This is a genomic window from Streptomyces sp. NPDC020801 (assembly GCF_044334385.1).
Classification (GTDB): domain Bacteria; phylum Actinomycetota; class Actinomycetes; order Streptomycetales; family Streptomycetaceae; genus Streptomyces.
In genome coordinates, this window is record NZ_JBIRST010000002.1 from 72,609 (window position 1) to 90,992 (window position 18,384).

13 protein-coding genes and 3 pseudogenes are annotated in these 18,384 nt (G+C 70.0%); 6 read left to right on the forward strand and 10 right to left on the reverse strand.

Going from position 1 to position 18,384, the window contains the following annotated elements; translation table 11 throughout:
- Positions 1 to 52: 52 nt before the first annotated feature.
- The 5 genes from ACH4UM_RS05185 to ACH4UM_RS05205 form a co-directional block, all read right to left on the reverse strand.
- Entirely contained in the window at positions 53 to 1,435 is a 1,383-nt protein-coding gene (locus ACH4UM_RS05185) for an alpha-amylase family protein (RefSeq protein WP_398173774.1), read from the reverse strand.
- A gap of 281 nt (positions 1,436 to 1,716) precedes the next feature.
- Positions 1,717 to 3,456 (reverse strand): glycoside hydrolase family 13 protein, encoded by a 1,740-nt coding sequence (locus tag ACH4UM_RS05190; RefSeq protein WP_398173777.1) that lies wholly within the window; start codon positions 3,454 to 3,456, stop codon positions 1,717 to 1,719.
- Positions 3,457 to 3,686: 230 nt separating this feature from the next.
- Positions 3,687 to 4,607 (reverse strand): sugar ABC transporter permease, encoded by a 921-nt coding sequence (locus tag ACH4UM_RS05195; protein WP_398173780.1) that lies wholly within the window; start codon positions 4,605 to 4,607, stop codon positions 3,687 to 3,689.
- A 13-nt stretch (positions 4,608 to 4,620) separates the two neighbouring features.
- Entirely contained in the window at positions 4,621 to 5,625 is a 1,005-nt protein-coding gene (locus tag ACH4UM_RS05200; protein ID WP_398173783.1) for a carbohydrate ABC transporter permease, read from the reverse strand.
- A 101-nt stretch (positions 5,626 to 5,726) separates the two neighbouring features.
- Positions 5,727 to 7,001 carry an extracellular solute-binding protein gene (locus tag ACH4UM_RS05205; RefSeq protein WP_398173786.1) on the reverse strand — a complete coding sequence of 425 codons (1,275 nt, stop codon included), beginning with the start codon at positions 6,999 to 7,001 and terminating at the stop codon, positions 5,727 to 5,729.
- A 450-nt stretch (positions 7,002 to 7,451) separates the two neighbouring features.
- Here ACH4UM_RS05205 and ACH4UM_RS05210 point away from each other — a divergent pair, with 450 nt between their 5' ends.
- Positions 7,452 to 8,486 carry a LacI family DNA-binding transcriptional regulator gene (locus tag ACH4UM_RS05210; protein ID WP_398173789.1) on the forward strand — a complete coding sequence of 345 codons (1,035 nt, stop codon included), beginning with the start codon at positions 7,452 to 7,454 and terminating at the stop codon, positions 8,484 to 8,486.
- A 160-nt stretch (positions 8,487 to 8,646) separates the two neighbouring features.
- Positions 8,647 to 9,501, forward strand: coding sequence for a phosphatase PAP2 family protein (locus ACH4UM_RS05215; protein WP_398173792.1), 855 nt, complete (start codon positions 8,647 to 8,649; stop codon positions 9,499 to 9,501).
- A 257-nt stretch (positions 9,502 to 9,758) separates the two neighbouring features.
- On the opposite strand, the gene ACH4UM_RS05220 is transcribed toward ACH4UM_RS05215, so the two are convergent.
- On the reverse strand, positions 9,759 to 12,770 hold the full coding sequence (locus tag ACH4UM_RS05220; RefSeq protein ID WP_398173795.1) for a bifunctional [glutamine synthetase] adenylyltransferase/[glutamine synthetase]-adenylyl-L-tyrosine phosphorylase: 3,012 nt from the start codon (positions 12,768 to 12,770) through the stop codon (positions 9,759 to 9,761).
- 296 nt (positions 12,771 to 13,066) lie between these two features.
- Between ACH4UM_RS05220 and ACH4UM_RS05225 the strand changes: the two are divergent.
- The 3 genes and pseudogenes from ACH4UM_RS05225 to ACH4UM_RS05235 all read left to right on the forward strand — a co-directional run.
- Positions 13,067 to 13,411: pseudogene (locus tag ACH4UM_RS05225) on the forward strand (TolB family protein); the annotation flags it as partial.
- Positions 13,412 to 13,831: 420 nt separating this feature from the next.
- Positions 13,832 to 14,707 carry a helix-turn-helix domain-containing protein gene (locus ACH4UM_RS05230; RefSeq protein ID WP_398173798.1) on the forward strand — a complete coding sequence of 292 codons (876 nt, stop codon included), beginning with the start codon at positions 13,832 to 13,834 and terminating at the stop codon, positions 14,705 to 14,707.
- Entirely contained in the window at positions 14,704 to 14,913 is a 210-nt protein-coding gene (locus ACH4UM_RS05235; protein WP_398173801.1) for a DUF397 domain-containing protein, read from the forward strand. The genes ACH4UM_RS05230 and ACH4UM_RS05235 overlap by 4 nt, the downstream gene beginning before the upstream one ends.
- A 49-nt stretch (positions 14,914 to 14,962) precedes the next feature.
- Here the strand turns inward: ACH4UM_RS05235 and ACH4UM_RS05240 are convergent, their stop codons facing one another.
- The 3 genes and pseudogenes from ACH4UM_RS05240 to ACH4UM_RS05250 all read right to left on the reverse strand — a co-directional run bounded on the left by ACH4UM_RS05240 (position 14,963) and on the right by ACH4UM_RS05250 (position 16,475).
- Positions 14,963 to 15,337: a VOC family protein gene (locus tag ACH4UM_RS05240; protein ID WP_398173804.1), complete on the reverse strand. Its 375-nt coding sequence runs from the start codon at positions 15,335 to 15,337 to the stop codon at positions 14,963 to 14,965.
- A gap of 314 nt (positions 15,338 to 15,651) precedes the next feature.
- Positions 15,652 to 15,732, reverse strand: a pseudogene (locus ACH4UM_RS05245) (glutamine synthetase); the annotation flags it as partial.
- A 434-nt stretch (positions 15,733 to 16,166) separates the two neighbouring features.
- On the reverse strand, positions 16,167 to 16,475 hold the full coding sequence (locus ACH4UM_RS05250; protein WP_398173807.1) for a hypothetical protein: 309 nt from the start codon (positions 16,473 to 16,475) through the stop codon (positions 16,167 to 16,169).
- A 276-nt stretch (positions 16,476 to 16,751) separates the two neighbouring features.
- Here ACH4UM_RS05250 and ACH4UM_RS05255 point away from each other — a divergent pair.
- Positions 16,752 to 16,879 (forward strand): annotated as a pseudogene (locus ACH4UM_RS05255) (IS5/IS1182 family transposase); the annotation flags it as partial.
- Positions 16,880 to 16,972: 93 nt separating this feature from the next.
- Here ACH4UM_RS05255 and ACH4UM_RS05260 read toward each other — a convergent pair.
- The gene (locus ACH4UM_RS05260; protein ID WP_398173809.1) at positions 16,973 to 18,355 is read right to left on the reverse strand and encodes a serine hydrolase domain-containing protein; all 1,383 of its coding nucleotides are present in this window, start codon (positions 18,353 to 18,355) and stop codon (positions 16,973 to 16,975) included.
- Positions 18,356 to 18,384 lie beyond the last annotated feature (29 nt).

The following is an 18,384-nucleotide window of genomic DNA, read 5'->3' on the forward strand; positions in this document are numbered from 1 at the left end:
TCCGCCCGGCATACGTGTCACGTACACCGGGCGGCAGGCCACAACGAGCAGGTCAGCAGGTCGACTTGCCCGCGTAGAGGGCGAGGGCCGTGTTCGGGCCCAGGGTTGCCGTGAGCTGGCCGGAACCGTTCACCGTCACGGTCGTGTTGTTCTGCACGTTGCAGTACGTACCCGCCGGCAGGGACGTCTGGTAGGTGCGGTTCAGGCTGTAGGACTCGTGGTTGATGGCGACGTAACCCTTGTCGCCGCGGCCGAAGGCGATGGCGTCGCCGCCGTTGTCCCACCAGTTCGTCACCGACTGACCGCGGGCGGCGTTGCGGAAGGCGACCATCGACTTGATCTCCGGCCACTTGTGCTGGCACTTCCAGCCGTCCTGCCAGCAGGCGTTGACCTGGCCGCCGTTGGGCGGGCCCGCGTCCGCGTCCGACCACTCGTAGCCGGAGTTGATGTCGGGGGCGCCATAGGGCCACGCCAGCATGAAGACGTTGGCCAGGGTGTAGTTGGCGCCGTCCTTGTAGTTGAGCGTGGAGCCGTTGCGCTCGGTGTCGTGGTTGTCGACGAAGACGCCGGCGACCGAGCTGCTCATGTAGCCCCAGCCCTCGCCGTAGTTCTTCAGGTAGGCGAGGTTCTCGTTGTTGAAGACCCGCTTGAGGTCGTAGGCGTAGCGGAACTCCTGGACGTCGCCGTTGCCGGTGTACTCGGTCGGCTGGACCGCCTCGCCGGCGCCGTAGATGACCTCCTGCTTCCAGTAGGCGTTCGGGTTGGCCAGACGGGACTTGATGTTGGCGAGGTCGTCGGCCGGGATGTGCTTGGCCGCGTCGATGCGGAAGCCGTCGACGCCGAGGGAGAGCAGGTCGTTCATGTAGCCCGCGATGGTCCTGCGGACGTACTCCTCCCCGGTGTCGAGGTCGGCGAGGCCCACCAGTTCGCAGTGCTGGACGTTCCAGCGGTCCTGGTAGTTGCTGACCGGGGACATGCAGTCGTCGAAGTCGTGGACCGAGTACAGGCCCGGGTAGTCGTACTTCGTGTACGACGAGCCCGCGGTGCCGGTGCCGCTGCCCGCCGACATGTGGTTGATCACCGTGTCGACGACGACCTTCACACCCGCCGAGTGGCAGGTGTTCACCATGTTCTGGAAGGCCGCGCGGTCGCCGAGCCGGCCGGCGATCCGGTAGCTGACGGGCTGGTACGAGGTCCACCACTGCGGGCCCTGTATGTGCTCGGCGGGCGGGGAGACCTGGACGTAGCCGTAGCCGGCGGGGCCCAGGGTGCTGGTGCACTCGTTGGCGACCGAGGTGTAGTTCCACTCGAAGAGGACCGCGGTGACGTCCTTGGTGCCGGGCGGGGAGGCGTACGCGGTCCCGGCGGGGACGGCGAGTACGACCGACGCCGCCGCCGCGAGGGCGAGCGCGCCGGAGAGCGTTCTGCTGGCCATGTGGGGGTTCCTTCTCCGTTGAAGGATCTGCTGGGAGGCCCTGGGGAGGCCCGAGATCCCTTGAAGGGATTTGCTGCAAGCTTTCAACCACTCGCAGTGCAGCAGACCGTACGAGCCCCGGCCCCGGCGGTCAATACCCTGGACATGCTCCTGTCACCTATGCGAAATACAGTCCCTGTAGGGCCAGTTGAGCTGGACCACGGTGGGTACGAACACAGCGGGGCCCGCCGTCCGGAGTGGACGGCGGGCCCCTGAAAGCGGACGAAAGTCCTTGCGGCGGATCAGCCGGCGGTCCACCACACGGTCGTGTCGGAGGGCACCTTGGTCTCGCCGTCCGCCTCCGTCACCTCGCCGCTCGCGAGGAGGACGCGGCCGTAGGCCGGGGTGGTGACCGACTCGCCGCTGGTGTTCGCCACGCACACGAACTCGCCGCGCCGGAAGGCGAGGACGCCCTCCGGTGCGCGCAGCCACTGAACCTCCTCGCCCGCGCCCAGGTCGGGGTGGGAGCGGCGGGCGGCGAGGGCGGAGCGGTACAGCTCGAGGGTGGAGCCGGGCACGCCCTGCTGGGCCTCGACGCTCAGCTCGCCCCAGGCCCTGGGCTGCGGGAGCCAGCTGCCGCCGCTGCCGAAGCCGTAGGAGGAGCCGGTGCGGGTCCAGGGGATGGGCACCCGGCAGCCGTCGCGGAAGCCGTCCTGGCCCGCGCCGCGGAAGTACGCCGGGTCCTGGCGCACCTCGTCCGGCAGGTCCACCACGTCCGGCAGGCCGAGCTCCTCGCCCTGGTAGACGTAGGCCGAGCCGGGCAGTGCCAGCATCAGCAGGGTGGCCGCGCGGGCCCGGCGCAGGCCCAGCTCGCGGTCGCCGGCGGTACGGATCTGGGTACCGAGGCCGGGCGGGTTGGCGAACCGGGTGGCGTGCCGGGTGACGTCGTGGTTGGACAGCACCCAGGTGGCGGGGGCGCCGACCGGGCGCATGGCCTCCAGGGTGCGGTCGATGACCGTACGGAGCCCCTCGGCCTCCCAGTCGGTGCCCAGGTACTGGAAGTTGAAGGCCTGGTGCAGCTCGTCCGGGCGGACGTACAGGGCGGTGCGCTCGACGGTCGGGGTCCAGGCCTCCGCCACGAAGATGCGCCCGCCCGTCTCCCGCCACCGCCCTTGTGACGAAGGCCCTCCGGGCCCCTCCCTCTTGGAGTACTCGTCGAGGATGTGCCGCCACTGCCGGTAGATCGTGTGCACACCGTCCTGGTCGAAGAACGGCATGACATCGTTGCCCAGCAGCTTCAGCTGGTCGTGGGCGCCCAGGTCCGGCAGGCCGTCGGCCTTGACCATGCCGTGGGCGACGTCGATGCGGAAGCCGTCGACGCCCATGTCCAGCCAGAACCGCAGGATGGAGCGGAACTCGTCGCCGACGGCCGGGTGGTCCCAGTTGAAGTCGGGCTGCTCGGGGGCGAAGAGGTGCAGGTACCACTCGCCGGGGGTGCCGTCCGGCTCGGTGACCCGGGTCCAGGCCGGCCCGCCGAAGATGGACTCCCAGTCGTTGGGCGGGAGTTCGCCGTTCCTCCCCTTGCCGGGGCGGAAGTGGTAGCGGTCGCGCAGCGGGGAGCCGGGGCCCTCGGCGAGGGCTCGCTTGAACCACTCGTGCTGGTCGGAGGAGTGGTTCGGGACCAGGTCGACGATGATCCTCAGGCCCAGCTCATGGGCGTCGCGGATCAGCGCGTCGGCGTCCAGCAGGTTGCCGAACATGGGGTCGACGGCCCGGTAGTCGGCGACGTCGTAGCCGGCGTCGGCCTGTGGGGAGGCGTAGAAGGGGCTGAGCCACACGGCGTCCACACCGAGGTCGCGCAGGTACGGCAGGCGGGAGCGTACGCCCTCCAGGTCGCCCATGCCGTCGCCGTTGCTGTCGGCGAAGCTGCGCGGATACACCTGGTAGATCACCGCGTCCCGCCACCAGTCGTGGCGCGGGGCGACGGTGGCGACAGCCGCTTCGGTCAGGGGGGATTCGGCCGGGGTGTGCTGCTGGCTCATGGCGTCCTTGATGCGATGAGGGTCCCCCTGCTCGGGCGAGGCCGAGAGCTTGGGGGCGAAGGTCGGGTCATGGGTGGGGGGTGGCCGACGGCCGGTGGACGGCGGGTGAGGAGGCGGCCGCGGTGACAGCGGGGTTTGGAGGTCCTCCCTGTGCGAAGAGCCCAGGGAGGGCACCGCGGCCGCCCGCCCGCGCGGTCAGGCGCGCGGGAGCCCTGCCGGCCAGGGGGGGGTCAGCCCTTGGTGCCGCCCGCGGTCAGGCCGGTCACCAGGTTCTTCTGCACCAGGTAGAAGAACGCGGAGACCGGTATCGCGATCAGCACCGCGGTGGCGGCCATGAGGTTGCGCTGTGCGTCGTGCTCGCTGATGAAGCTCTGCAGGCCGACCGCGAGCGTGTACTTCTGGTCGTCCAGCATGAACGTCGTGGCGAAGGCGACCTCGCCGAACGCGGTGATGAAGCTGTAGAAGGCGGCGACGGCCAGGCCCGGCTTGGCGAGCGGCAGGATCAGCCGCGCGAACGTGCCGAAGGGCGTCAGCCCGTCGACGCGTCCCGCCTCGTCGATCTCGAACGGGATGGTGTCGAAGTAGCCCTTGAGCAGCCAGGCACAGTACGGCACCGCGGTCGAGCAGTACACGAGGACGAGCCCGAGGTAGCTGTCGATGAGCTGCAGGTCGGCAAGGATCTGGTACATCGGCACCATGAGTACGGCCACCGGGAACATCTGGGTGACCAGGAGCACCCACATGAACTTCCGGTAGCCCGGAAAGCGCATGCGGGAGACCGCGTACCCGGTGGTCGCGGCGACCAGGACGCCGAGCACCGTGGTACCGAGCGAGACGATCAGCGAACTCTTCAGCCAGTCGAAGAAGCCCGTGTGCTGCAGGACGAACGAGTAGTTGCCGAACGTCATCTTGTGCCAGATGCCGCCGGGGTGCAGGTAGTCGTCCTTGTCCGGGCCGAGGGACAGGAACACGAGCCAGGCGACCGGGAACAGCGCGACGAGGCTCCCGACGATCAGGATGCCGTGGGAGGCGAGGGATGCGGCGAGGCTGCGCTCGCCGCGGCGGAGCGCGGGGTCGCGGTTCAGGGCGGCGAGGGCCTGGGGGGTCACCGGCTTGTCGGCGGTGATCTCGGGGGGCGTGGTGGTGCTCATCGGAACTCCTGCCTCAGATCGCGAGCTGCTGCTCATTGCGGTTCAGCCAGCGGCGGTAGAACGAGGTGAAGACGATCAGAATGGCCAGCAGCAGGATGCCGTAGGCGGCCGACTGAGCGAAGTCGCGCGGCTGCTGTCCGAAGCCCAAGTAGTACGCCCAGGTGACAAGGATCTGCGCGTCCGGGGCCGTGTTGCCGAAGAGCAGGAAGATGACGGCGAACTGGTTGAAGGTCCAGATGATACCGAGGAGCACGACGGTGGAGCTGACGGACCGCAGACCCGGCAGGGTGACGTACCGGAAGCGCTGCCAGGCACTGGCGCCGTCCATCTCGGCGGCCTCGTACAGGGAGGCGTCGATGGACTGCAGTCCGCCGAGCAGCGAGATCATCATGAAGGGCACACCGCACCAGGTGTTGACCATGATCGCGGCGAACCGCTGCCAGAAGGTGTCCTCCAGCCACTGCGGTGCGGGCAGGTGCAGCGTGTGGAGGGCGGAGTTGATGATGCCGGTGTCGGCGAGCATGAACCGCCAGCCGAAGACGGTGACGAAGGTGGGCACGGCCCACGGGAGGATCAGGATGAGCCGGTAGAAGGTGCGGCCGCGCAGCTTCTGGTTGAGCAGCAGCGCGAGGCCGAGCCCGATGGTGTAGTGCAGGGCGACGCACAGCGCCGTCCATACGATCGTCCAGATGAAGTGCGACCAGAAGCGGTCGTACGACGTCGGGCCGAACAGGATGTCCTTGTAGTTGTCCAGCCCTATGAACTTGTAGGTGGCGTCGATGTGGTTGACGCCGATCGTACGCGCGGTGTTGAGGCTGTTGGCGTCGGTGAGGGTGAGGTAGAGGCCGTACACCAGCGGGTACAGCACGAGGACGCCGAGCACGACCACCACCGGGGCGATCATCGCGTAGGCGTACCAGTGCCGCTGGTAGCCGTGCTTCAGGCGCATGCCCAGCCCGGGCTTCGGCCCGCGGTCACCGCGCCGCTTGCCGGTCGCTCGATCGATGGCGACTGTCATGGTTCGACAACCTTCTCAAGGTTCTGCAGTTCAGGGGTACGGCACACAGGCCGGAGGCCGCCGGACCTCTCCCCCCAGGAGGATCCGGCGGCCGCACGGGCTCACTTGCTGAAGTCGGGGACCAGCTTGGCGATGGCGAGCTCGACGTTGCTCAGGCCCTTGTCCAGGGGCTCCTTGCCGCCGGCGATCTTGGGCAGCTCGATGTCGAGCGGACCCCACAGGGAGCTGTACTCGGGCAGCGCCGGGCGCGGCTGGGCGGCGGAGAGGACGCCCTGGTAGCCGGCGATGCCGGGGTCGGCCTTGACCTGGGCGGTGTAGGCGTCGTCACGGGTGGGCAGCGTGGAGTTCTTCAGGGCGATGGTCTCCTGGGACTTCGCCGAGGTCATGAACTTCACGAACTTCAGGGCCGCTGCCTGGTGGGCCTTGTCCGAGCCGGCGTAGACCGCGAGGTTGTGGCCGCCGGTCGGGGCGCCCGCCTTGCCGGTGGAGCCGGCCGGGACGGTGGCGATGCCGAGGTTGGACTTGTCCTTGAAGGCCGAGCCCTTGTAGAAGTTCGTGATCTCCCAGGGGCCCTGGATGATCGCGGCGACCTTGCCGTTGACGAACGCGTCCTGGATGTGGGCGTAGGCGTCGGCGGTGGTGTCGGCCTTGTGCAGGCCCTTGCCGGAGAACAGGCTCAGCCAGGTGCCGTAGGCCTTCTTGGCGGGGGCCGAGGTCACGGTGATCTTCTTGGCGGCGGCGTCGACGTTGTCGGTGCCCTCGCCGTAAAGGAAGTTCATGGCGTAGTAGGCCTGGGTGGAGCCCCAGTAGCCGTCGACGCCGGCCTTGTCCTTGACCTTGGCGGCGTCGGCCTTCAGCTCGTCCCAGGTCTTGGGGGCCTCGGTGATGCCGGCCTTCTTGAACAGGGCCTTGTTGTAGACGAAGGCCAGGGTGTCGGTGACCAGCGGCACGCCGTAGGTCTTGCCCTCGAACTGGGCCTGCTTGATCAGGTTCGGCTTGAACTGGCTCTGCTCCGCAAGGGCCTCGGTGCCGTCCAGCGGCAGGAAGTAGCCCTTCTTGGCGAAGGCGGGGGTCCAGCCGACCTCGGAGCGCAGGATGTCCGGGGCGCCCTTGGAGCCGGCGGCCGTGTCGAACTTGTTCTGCGCCTGGTCGAAGGGCACGTCGACGTACTTGACCTTGATGTCCTTGTTGGCAGCCTCGAACTGCTTCACCAGGGCCTGGTAGGTCGGTGCCTCGTTGGTGGCGTTGGAGGTGTCCCACCAGGTGATGGTCACCGGACCGTTCGACTTGTCGCTGCTGCTGCCGCTCCCGCCGCACGCCGTCGCCGCGAGGGCGAAGGACGCCACCAGCGCGCTGGCCGCTATGCCACGCCGCATGAGTTCTCCTTGAGGGTGAAAGCCCGTGAACAGAGGTCGGTCCCGTCCGCCGCCCCTGTCGACTTGCCGACTGCGCCGTTGCGGCCGCCGGGCGACCGTGAACGTAACAGCGATGTAAGCGCCGCGAAAGACCTTGCAGAAAAAAAGTGCAAGGTTTCGCGACAGTTACGCCGCCGTGACCTGCCACCCGCTCCCTGCGGCCCGCACATTCAGGCACATCGGTGGCCCTTCGGACACTTGTGCAAGACTCTGCAAGCTCTTGCCATACGGTGGTGAGGGGGGAATCATCCCGTTGCGTACCCCGACGCCGAGACCCGGACGTCGTGACCGGACGCCGACCAGACACGAGGGAACGCGATGACGCAGCAGCCCACAGCGGGCCGATCGACGGCCCGCACCAGGCGCCCGATCGGTGCGCACGGCGTGACGCGACCGGTACAGTCCATTCCTGTGACCACACGGCTTGCCGACATCGCTGCTCAGGCGGGGGTGAGCGAAGCGACCGTCAGCCGCGTTCTCAACGGCAAGCCGGGCGTCGCCGCCGCCACCCGCCACTCCGTGCTGGCCGCTCTCGACGTACTGGGCTACGAACGCCCGGTGCGCCTGCGGCAGCGCAGCGAGGGCCTGGTGGGCCTGATCACCCCGGAGCTGGAGAACCCGATCTTCCCGGCGCTCGCCCAGGTCATCGGCCAGGCGCTCACCCGCCAGGGCTACACCCCGGTGCTCGCCACCCAGACCCCGGGCGGCTCCACGGAGGACGAGCTGACCGAGATGCTGGTGGACCGCGGGGTCTCCGGGATCATCTACGTCTCCGGTCTGCACGCGGACACCACGGCCGACATGGAGCGCTATGAGCGTCTGCACGCCCAGGGCGTGCCCTACGTGCTCGTGGACGGCTTCTCCCCGAAGGTGCAGGCGCCGTTCATCTCCCCCGACGACCGCGCGGCGATGACCCTGGCCGTCACCCACCTCGTCTCCCTGGGCCACACCCGGATCGGCCTGGCCCTGGGCCCCAAGCGCTTCGTCCCGGTCCAGCGCAAGATCGAGGGCTTCGTACGGGCGATGCAGGACCAGCTGGGCCTGACCCGGCAAGCCGTCGAGTCGGACCTGATCCAGCACTCGCTCTACAGCCTGGAGGGCGGCCAGGCGGCCGCGACGGCGCTCATCGACCGGGCCTGCACGGCGATCGTCTGCGCAAGCGACATGATGGCCCTCGGGGCGATACGGGCGGCCCGGCAGCGCGGCCTGGAGGTCCCTCGGGACGTCTCCGTCGTCGGCTTCGACGACTCCCCCCTCATCGCCTTCACCGACCCGCCCCTGACGACGATCCGCAAGCCGGTGCCGGCGATGGGCCAGGCGGCGGTGCGCACGCTGCTGGAGGAGATCGGCGGAACACCGGCTCCACACAGCGAGTTCGTCTTCATGCCGGAACTGGTGGTGCGCGGTTCGACTGCATCGGCCCCCGGCGACCGGAACCGTCCCTAGTGCTGTGACCGGAAAGGTTTGCCGGTGAACCTTTCCGGTCACAGCACCAGGTCGCCGTCGGATTCCCGCCCTCCCCGGCTCTCCGGGTGACGGACATGCGGCGGGAACCCGGCCGCGGGATGATCGGTGGGAGAACGCTTTTCTGGCAGACTCTGTGCCTATGGGTGACACGACCGTGACTCGACCGGAAGGCCCGGAAGAGGCCGTTCCGCACCCCCTCACGGACAGGCAGCGCCGCAGCGTTCTGCGGCGGCTGCGCACCCCGCGCCACCCCCGCCTGTGGTTCGAGATCCTCCTCATCGCGGTCAGTTACTGGACCTACTCCCTCATCCGCAACGCGGTCCCGGAGCAGAAGCCCGAGGCCCTGCGCAACGCCGACTGGGTCTGGCGCGCCGAGCACCAGCTGGGCATCGCCGTCGAGCAGTCGGTCAACCACGCCGTGAACTCGGTGACTTGGCTGATCATCGGCATGAACTACTACTACGCCACCCTGCACTTCGTGGTCACCATCGGCGTCCTGGTGTGGCTCTACCGCAGCCATCCGGGCCGCTACGCGGCGACCCGCCTGGCCCTCTTCACGACCACGGGCGTGGCCCTGCTCGGCTACTACGTGTATCCCCTCGCGCCCCCGCGCCTGATGGCCGGCGACCACTTCGTCGACACGGTCCAGGTCCACCACACCTGGGGCTCCATGGCCTCCGGCGACCTCAAACACATGTCCAACCAGTACGCGGCGATGCCCTCGATGCACATCGGCTGGTCCCTGTGGTGCGGCCTGACCATCTTCGCCCTCACCACCGTCCCGTGGGTGCGCGTCCTCGGCCTCCTCTACCCCACGGCCACCCTCCTGGTCATCGTCGCCACCGCCAACCACTTCTGGCTCGACGCGGTGGGTGGGGTCCTCTGCCTCTCCTTCGGCATCACACTGGTCCGCCTCTGGTACGGCGCGCTGCCGCACGCGCTGCCGAAGGTGGCCCATGCAAGAGGGCCGGCCCTGCAGCCGACGGAGGCGTAGGGGTCTCGAGGCACCCCGAGCGCCCACCGGCCGGGAGGCGGAACGAGATCCGCACCCCCACGCCCCCGACCCACCCATGCATGCACGCCGGGCGCCCCCGCACCCGGCCGAAGGCACCCGCACCCCCAGGCGCCACAGCACTGGCCGAAGGCACCCGCGCTCCCGGCCCCGCCCCCACACGACACACCCGTGGGCGCCCCCTGCGCCCACCTCCTGCGCCTGTCCCCGGCCCTGCCCCCTGCCACCCGGCCGGAGGCCTACGTCCCGTAGAAGAGCGCCTCCACGACCCCCCGGGCCCGCCGGGCCGTCCTCCGGTACGCGTCCAGCATGTCCCCCACGTGTCCCGGCCCGTACCCCAGATACCGCCCCACCGCGGCCAGCTCCCGCGCGTCCGAGGGAAACGTGTCCCCCGCCCGCCCCCGCACCAGCATCACCGCGTTCCGCACCCGGGTGGCCAGCACCCATGCCTCGTCGAGGATCGAGGCGTCCTCCTCCGACACCAGCCCCACCCCCCGGGCCGCAGCCAGCGCCTCCCGCGTCCGGGTCGTCCGCAGCCCCGCCTCCGCCGCCCCACGCCGCATCTGCAGCAGCTGCACGGTCCACTCCACGTCGGACAGCCCGCCCGGCCCCAGCTTGGTGTGCAGCTTGGGATCGGCGCCCCGCGGCAGCCGCTCCGCCTCCATCCGCGCCTTCAGCCGCCGGATCTCCCGCACCGCGTCCTCACCGAGCCCGCCGCGCGGATACCGCAGCGGATCGATCAGCTCGACGAACCGCCGCCCCAGCTCCTCGTCGCCCGCCACCGGCTCGGCCCGCAGCAGCGCCTGCGACTCCCACACCAGCGACCACCGCCGGTAGTACGCCCCGTACGAGTTCAGCGTCCGCACCAGCGGGCCGGACTTCCCCTCCGGCCGCAGATCCGCGTCGATCAGCAGCGGCGGGTCCGCACTCGGAATCTGCAGCAGCCGCCGCATCTCGGCGACGACCCGGCCCGCGGCCTCTCCGGCCTCCCGCTCGTCGACGCCCTCCCGGGGCTCGTGCACGAACACCACGTCCGCGTCCGACCCGTAACCCAGCTCGTGCCCCCCGAACCGCCCCATCGCGATGATCGCGAACCGGGTCGGCAGGGCGTCGTCGGCGCCCCCCCACCCCTCCCGGACGACCGCCCGCAGCGTGCCGGCCAGCGTCGCGGCCGTCAGGTCGGACACCGAACCGCCCACCCGGTCCACGAGCGCGCCCTGGTCCGCCTCGGCGGGCTGCGCCTCGGTGCCGTAGGAGCCGACGATGTCGGCGGCGGCCGTACGGAACAGCTCCCGCCGCCGTACGCCACGCGCCGCCGTGACCCCCTGCTCGGCGCTCTCGGCGCGTCCCACGGCGGCAAGCATCTCCTGCTCCAGCTGGGCCCGCCCACGCGGCTCCAGCCCACCTCCGTCACCACCGCCGTCGCCCAGCAGCGCCACCGCCTCCGGCGCCCGCATCAGCAGGTCGGGCGCGAGCCGCCCGGCCGACAGCACGCGTGCGAGGTTCTCGGCCGCGGCGCCCTCGTCCCGCAGCAGCCGCAGGTACCAGGGGGTCTTGCCGAGCGCGTCGGACACCTTGCGGAAGTTCAGCAGCCCGGCGTCCGGGTCGGCGGAGTCGGCGAACCACCCCAGCAGCACCGGCAGCAGGGTCCGCTGGATGGCGGCCTTGCGGGTGACCCCGGAGGCCAGCGCCTCCAGATGCCGCAGCGCCGCCGCGGGATCGGCGTACCCGAGCGCCACCAGCCGCTCGCGCGCCGCCTCGGCGCTCAACCGCGCCTCGCCCGGAGCGAGTTGGGCGACGGCGTCGAGCAGCGGCCGGTAGAACAGCTTCTCGTGCAGCCGCCGTACGACGCTCGTGTGCCGCTTCCACTCGCGGGTGAGCTCGGCGACCGGATCGCTGCGCAGCCCGAGCGACCGCCCCAGGCGGCGCAGATCGGCCTCGTCCTCGGGGACGAGGTGGGTGCGCCGCAGCCGGAAGAGCTGGATGCGGTGCTCCATGGACCGCAGGAACCGGTAGGCCTCGTCGAGCTGCACGGCGTCGGCACGCCCGACGTACCCACCCGCGGCCAGCGCCTTCAGGGCCTCCAGCGTGCTCCCGCTCCGCAACGACGGATCGGTCCGCCCGTGCACCAGCTGCAGCAGCTGTACCGCGAACTCGACGTCCCTCAGTCCTCCCGGCCCGAGCTTCAGCTCGCGCTCGACCTCGGCGGCGGGGATGTTCTCGACGACACGCCGACGCATCTTCTGCACGTCACCGACGAAGTTCTCGCGCTCGGCGGCCTTCCAGACCAGCGGATCGAGCGCGGCGACGTACTCCTCGCCGAGCGCGAGATCGCCGGCCACCGGCCGGGCCTTGAGCAGGGCCTGGAACTCCCAGGTCTTGGCCCACCGCTGGTAGTAGACGGTATGACTGCTCAGTGTCCGCACCAGCGGGCCGTTCCTGCCCTCGGGGCGCAGATTGGCGTCGACGGGCCAGATCGACCCCTCCACGGTCGTCTCGGAGCAGATCCGCATCATGTGCGAGGCGAGCCGGGTGGCGGCCCTGAGCGCCTTCGCCTCGTCCGCGCCCTCGGCGGCCTCGCCGACGAAGATGACGTCGACGTCGGAGACGTAGTTCAGCTCGTGACCGCCGCACTTGCCCATCGCGATCACCGCGAGCCGGCACACCGCGGCGTCCCCGGGCACGGCGGCGCGGGCGAGGCGGAGGGCGGCGCGCAGGGTGGCGGTGGCGAGGTCGGCGAGCTCGGCGGCGGTCTCGGCGACGCCGGTGGTGCCGCAGACGTCGCGGGCGGCGATGGCCAGCAGGCAGCGCCGGTAGGCGACGCGCAGCGAGACGGGGTCACCGGCGTCCGCCAGCCCCCGCTCGAACTCCTCCACCCCCGGGTGCAGGTCCCGGGGCTCGTAGGTGACGAGCGCGTGCCAGTCGCCGGCGTGCCGGGCGAGGTGGTCGCCGAGCGCGGCGGAGGCGCCGAGCACGCCGAGCAGCCGGTCGCGCAGCGGCTTGGCCGCGATCAGGGTGTCGAGCAGCTCCCGCCGGGCGTTCGGCGCGGGCTGCGCCTCCAGCAGCCGGACCAGGCCCAGCAGCGCGAGGTCGGGGTCGGCCGTCGCGCCGAGCGCCTCCAGCAGCACCGGATCGTTCCTTATCGGCGCGAGCTCCGGACTCTGCAGGAGCCGCTCGGCGGCGGAGGCATCGGTGAAGCCGTGCCGCAGCAGCCGTGTGAAGGTGCTGCTCCTGCGCCCCGGCGCCGTCATCCCCGGCCTCCCGTCGGATCAAGGTCGTCCTGGCCAGAGCCTAACCGGAGTGTCCGGCACTGGCTCCAGGGGTGGACCGGTGGTTTCGTCGCCCTGGTGGCGCGGGCCCGGATTTTCGGCTTCGGCGAGGGGGCCGCACGGTATACGACAAGGGAGCCACACCATGGACATGACCCTCGAAGTGATCCTTCCGCCGGTCTCCGGCGTCGACCGGGCCAAGGAGTGCCACCGTCACCGGGTGCCGGGCGACAGTAGTTCACCTGGTCTTCACCCTCCCGGTTGCGCGAAGCAGGGCGATCAGAGGCGACCTGCGCGCCAACACGGTCACCACCCTGCACACGAACGTCGAATGCCCCTCCCTCTCCCCCGACGGCACGCGCATGGCCTTCAAGAAACGGGTGCGGGGGCTCCCCAAGGACGCCCCCTGGCGCCTCTACGTCCTCGACCTGCGCACGATGCGCGAAACCCCGCTCGCCGAGCCGAGGAGAGTCGACGACCAGGCGGTCTGGAAGGACGCCCACACTCTGGTCTACGCCCTCCCGGGCGACTACGGCGCCGACCTCTACCGACTCCCCGCCGACGGCACGGGAAAGCCACGGCGCATCAGCACCGCTGCGGTCTCCCCGGCGTTCGTGGGGTGAGCGCGCGCCCCTGTCGCGACCGGCCGGCGGTCCAAGGCCCCCGGCCGGCCGTGACCCGGGCCGCGCGGGCCGGCTTCGTGGCCCATACGGCCCGGGGCCGGCCCCGGACGTCTCGGGCAGCCCGCCCCCGGCGGCGGGCCACGACGAGGACGCCGAGACCGGCGGTCACGGCGAGCAGGCCCGCCGTCCCGGCGGTCCAGGGCAACGTGCCCCCACCCGTGCTCGCCATGGAACCGCCCGTGGACGAGCCCTGTGTGCCGCCGACGGATCCAGCACCCGTCCCGGAGGCGCCCCCGGTAAGCGCGGCCCATCACCCGTGGGCGTGGCGGTTGCCCCGTTCGCGTCACTCGGCGTGGGCGGGCCTTCTAGCGTCGGGCACGTCGCGATACGACGCGCAGGACCGAGGGGCACGGAGCACGGATGTCGGTGGACGGCGAGGCGGTACGGCTGCGGAGCGAGGCGGACGAGCCGGGGTGGGAGGTGGACCCGGACGACGACTGGGGCGTCGCCGTGGTCGCCACCGTGGGGCGGCAGCTGAAGCTGCGGAGAGAGGCGGCGGGGATGCGGGCCGCCGAGTTCGGGTTGGCGCTCGGCTACGGCGAAGACCTCGTCTACAAGATCGAGAGCGGGAAGCGGATTCCCCGGCCCGAGTACCTGGACAAGGCGGACGAGGTACTGGGGGCGGGCGGGCTGCTCTCGGCTATGCAGGAGGACGTGAAGCGGGTCCGGTATCCGAAGAAGGTACGTGACCTGGCGAAGCTGGAGGCGCAGGCGGTCGAGCTTCTCTCCTACGGCAGCCACAACCTTCACGGACTGCTGCAGACCGAGGAATACGCGCGGGCCCTCCTCAGCACGCGGCGACCCGCGCTGTCGGAGGACGAGCTCGAGCGGGCGCTCGCCGCCCGCATGGCCCGCAAGGCAATCTTCGAGCGGTCCCCCGCCCCGGAACTCAGCTTCGTCCAGGAAGAGGTGACGCTCCGCCGCCCGATCGGGGGGAGGATGGTGCTGCGCAGGCAGCTCGAACACCTATTGCGTGTGGCGCAGTTGCGCCAGGTCGACGTTCAGGTGATGCCGACGTCTCGTGGGGACCACCCGGGTACGGGAGGGCGGATCCAGGTGCTGAAGTTCGTGGATGGCACGGCGGTTGGCCGGGCCGACGACGAGTTCGGCAACCGTCCTGTCTCGGATCCCCGGCAGCTGCGGATCCTCGAACTGCGCTATGGCATCATCCGGGCCGAGGCCCTGACCGCACGAGAGTCACTCGCCTTCATCGAAGAACTGCTGGGGGAGACATGAACCGTAAGGACTCGGCCGGAGACGTCGTCGATCTGACCTGGTTCAAGAGCACCTACAGCGACAGCAGCAATCCCAGCGACTGCGTCGAGGTCGCCGTCACCACCGCCACCGTCCACATCCGCGACTCCAAGAACACCCAGGGCTCCCGCCTCGCCCTCACGCCCACCGCATGGGCCGACTTCGTGGCCTTCGCGGGCCGCGGCTGAGCCGCGGCCCGCGAAGCTTCCCGCGCTTACGGCACCGGCAGTTCCCCGGTTACAGGTACGGGCGTGTGATCAGCTCAATCGCGTGCCCGGCAGGGTCCTTGAAGTACACCCCTCGACCGCCGTGCTCGTTGTTGATCTCGCCGGGGCGTCGCATGTGCGGATCGGCCCAGTGCTCGATGCCGCGATCGCACAGTCGCCGATACGCCCGGCCGAACAGCTCGTCGTCGATCAGAAACGCGTAATGCTGCATCTGGATCTCCACCGGCGGCTCGGCGAACTGCAGCAGCACGCCGTCGCTGAGCTGGATGTTGGTGAACGGGCCCCAGGACGGTGCTTCCGGAAGTTCCAGCAGCTCCCGGAAGAACCGGGCCGACTCGTTGCGGTCCTTGGAGGCGATGATGGTGTGGTTGAACGTGACTGTCACTCTGCTGACCTCGCTGTTGCTCGACACGAAGAACGGACTCGTGGTGCGCGAGCGTCGGGAGGTCCGCGTGCCGAACCGTTGGTGCGCCTTCTCCGCACCCACCGTGCGGTCAGCCCTCCACCGGATAGCCGATCCGTGTGTGGCTGAGTGCCGGTCCGGTGTTCACGTCGGGTGACCCTACTCGACGCGGCCGGCGGCGACAACGGAGAATCGATCGGCCGTCAGCCGAGCAGTGAGACGCCTTGGGGCCGACGGTCCATGACCGTCGGCCCCAAGGGTCGAGCCAGCGGGAAACCCGCCTTGACCTGCCCTTGCAGCACCGGCAGGTGCCTGCGCAGTTCGAAGGCCGTGACCTCCGAGCGGTACTCCTCCCACTCCTGCTTCTTGTTGCGCAGCAAGCGGCGCGGCCCAGAAGCGACCTCACGCGATCACTGTCAGCGCAGCGCTGGTCGGGACTGAGAGGTCGTCATTGATCGTCGTTGGTCGTCTTGGGCCGCCCTTCGACGGCCCACAGACGGCCCGGCGACCTCTTCGTCCCGAAACAACCTGGGCGGGCGCCCTACCTAGGGGTGGTGTGCCACTCACCTGCGCTGGTGGTCCGCAGGCATCCGCGCTCGTCCACCGTTGTCCGTCGGCGTTGTCACACAGTCAGACACTCACCGTTGTTGCGTGCTCGGCGTGCTGGTGGCAGACGTCATCCGATCCGTAGCTCTGTGTGGATCGGTCAGTGACAGCCATGGCGGTCGCGCCGCAGCCGCAAAGGGCCAATGGACAGGGGTGTTCGTCGCAGTTACTCCGCTGCTGTACCGATCGACAGCCTGTCTTTGCCCTACTTGAAGCGGGAGTCCTTGTTCTGCGCCGCGTCGGCACATCCCTGGATCCAATCCTTCTCGACCAGTTCGTAGTCCGGGGCCATGAGCTGACGCCGCCGCAAGAAGGAATCGCAGTCCGCCTCTACCTGCTCGCGGCTCCGATCGTCTGTAGGCATGAGCGCTCCACCGAAAGCGTTGTAGCCCTTGGTGTAGCTGTACTTGTCCACATCGGGAGTGCCGGAGTGATTGACCACGATCAAGGCAACGACCAGAACAGCGACACCTATCACTACACCCATGACGATCTGGCGTACGAGGTACGTCACTTCACCCTCCTCGGTGGGCCGGGACCCTCTCATACCCAGTACCTGCGGAAGACTCGATCCAACGGCGCCCGAGGGGTGCGAGCGCAACGACTCCCCCGTGGCTTCCCGCCGGACTGGGCACGCGAAGGGCACGGGGCTGCCGCCAACCGCTTTAGGAGAGAGGCGGGGTGATCTGGCGGCTGAGCTGCGGCGTTGCCGACCGAGGAAGCGGACGGCTACTCGACTGCCGGGCACCGGTGTTGACCGCAACTGACCCCTGCATCTGGCACCGTTGCGGCCACTGGCTACCGGTACCTGCACGAGGGAATCGACGTCCTCGCCGACCAAGCCCCGGACCTGCACGAAGTCCTGAACCGATGTCGACGCGAAGGCGTGACGCACGTCATCTCGACGGCACATTGATCTCACCGTGACCCGGCCAACAATCCGTAGGTTGAGGCGAGGGCCCTGCCTGACCATGCACGTCAGACAGGGCTCTGCGGGGCGCGGCACACTGGTCAGGCCGCGTGGACGCGCTGGAACAGCCGGCCGGCGAGGTCGACTCCCACGACCGTGCCCGTCTCGTCGCGGGTGAAGAAGCCGCGCTGCCCCGTCAGGCCGCCGTTGGTGACGATGTAGTCGTCGGCCCCGCCGGGCAGCAGCCCGAAGTCGGCCGGCGGCAGGTCCGGCGGCACCTCGGTGCCCGCGGACGCCCGGACCTCCGGCTTGATGCGCACTGCGATCTTGGGTCCGGCCTCGTCCGCGCTGATGGTGAGCGTCATGATGTCGATCTCGTAGCTGCCGGCGAACTCGCGGATCCGCGCGGGGTCGTAGGGGAGCGGCTCGGGATCCCGGTCGGCCACCCCCAGGTAGCGCTCGAGTGCCCAGCGGACGATGGCTTGGTTGCAGGCCGGCCCGCTGTCCGGGCCGGCGTTGGAGGCCACGGCGACGACGAAGCCCCGTTCGGGCACCATGAGCAACTCGGCGAACTGGCCGTTCGCCGACCCGCCGTGCCCGACGGTGCGAACGCCGTCCACGTGGCGCAGGAACCAGCCGATGCCGACGGCGTCGCCCATCGAGCTGGAGCGCAGCGCGACCGTCGGTTCGGCCATCCGGTGCAGAGTCTGGGCGGACATCACCCGGACACCGCTTTGCGAGCAACCGTCGCCGAGGTGGAACCGGGCCCACCGCAGCTGGTCCGCGACCGAGGAGACGATGCCCCCGCCGGGGTTGTTGGCACGGGAGTCCTTCCACCGCCGCGCGACGGCCAGGGTGCCGTCCTCGCCGACGTTGTGCCCGACGGCGAACCGCCGGGTCATCACCTCGTCGCCGGCGAAGAAGCTGTGGGTCATCCCGAGCGGTTCGAAGAGCAGCGAGGAGGCGGCGCGCTCGTACGTCAGACCGGTGACCTTCTCCACGATCCGTCCGGCGAGGTTGTAGCCGAGCTGGCTGTAGGATGCGCGGGCGCCGACCGGCGCGATCAGCGGAATCTCGGCGAGCTGCGCCACATGGGCGGCCAGCGCGTCGTCGCCGTCGCCGGTGTCGAATGCCGTTCTGACGTCCAGCCCCGCGGTGTGGTTGAGCAGGTTGCGCACGGTGATCCGAGCCGCGGCCTCCTCGTCCGGGAGCGCGAATTCCGGAACGTATCGGCGCACCGGCGCGTCCAGCTCAACCTGGCCGGCCTCAACCAGGCGCATCAGCGCGGTCGCCGTGTAGGTCTTGGTGACCGAGCCCAGCCGGAACAGGGTGTCCTGGGTGATCGGCAGCGGGTTCTCCAGGTTCGTCACCCCGTGACACGCGAAGACCTCCCGGCCGTCCACCCACACCCCGACGGCAACGCCGGGGATGCCGAACTCCGTGGCCTTCGCCTCGACGAAGGCGGCCAGCGACTCCTGTGGCATTTCTTGTCCCCCCTCTTCCAGTCCCGTCA

What these genes read in the sequence shown, in the direction of transcription:
- ACH4UM_RS05185 (WP_398173774.1), bottom strand. Translation starts at nt 1,435, where the DNA reads ATGGCCAGCAGAACGCTCTCCGGCGCGCTCGCCCTCGCGGCGGCGGCG.
- ACH4UM_RS05190 (WP_398173777.1), bottom strand. Translation starts at nt 3,456, where the DNA reads ATGAGCCAGCAGCACACCCCGGCCGAATCCCCCCTGACCGAAGCGGCT.
- ACH4UM_RS05195 (WP_398173780.1), bottom strand. Translation starts at nt 4,607, where the DNA reads ATGAGCACCACCACGCCCCCCGAGATCACCGCCGACAAGCCGGTGACC.
- ACH4UM_RS05200 (WP_398173783.1), bottom strand. Translation starts at nt 5,625, where the DNA reads ATGACAGTCGCCATCGATCGAGCGACCGGCAAGCGGCGCGGTGACCGC.
- ACH4UM_RS05205 (WP_398173786.1), bottom strand. Translation starts at nt 7,001, where the DNA reads ATGCGGCGTGGCATAGCGGCCAGCGCGCTGGTGGCGTCCTTCGCCCTC.
- ACH4UM_RS05215 (WP_398173792.1), top strand. Translation starts at nt 8,647, where the DNA reads ATGGGTGACACGACCGTGACTCGACCGGAAGGCCCGGAAGAGGCCGTT.
- ACH4UM_RS05220 (WP_398173795.1), bottom strand. Translation starts at nt 12,770, where the DNA reads ATGACGGCGCCGGGGCGCAGGAGCAGCACCTTCACACGGCTGCTGCGG.
- ACH4UM_RS05230 (WP_398173798.1), top strand. Translation starts at nt 13,832, where the DNA reads ATGTCGGTGGACGGCGAGGCGGTACGGCTGCGGAGCGAGGCGGACGAG.
- ACH4UM_RS05235 (WP_398173801.1), top strand. Translation starts at nt 14,704, where the DNA reads ATGAACCGTAAGGACTCGGCCGGAGACGTCGTCGATCTGACCTGGTTC.
- ACH4UM_RS05260 (WP_398173809.1), bottom strand. Translation starts at nt 18,355, where the DNA reads ATGCCACAGGAGTCGCTGGCCGCCTTCGTCGAGGCGAAGGCCACGGAG.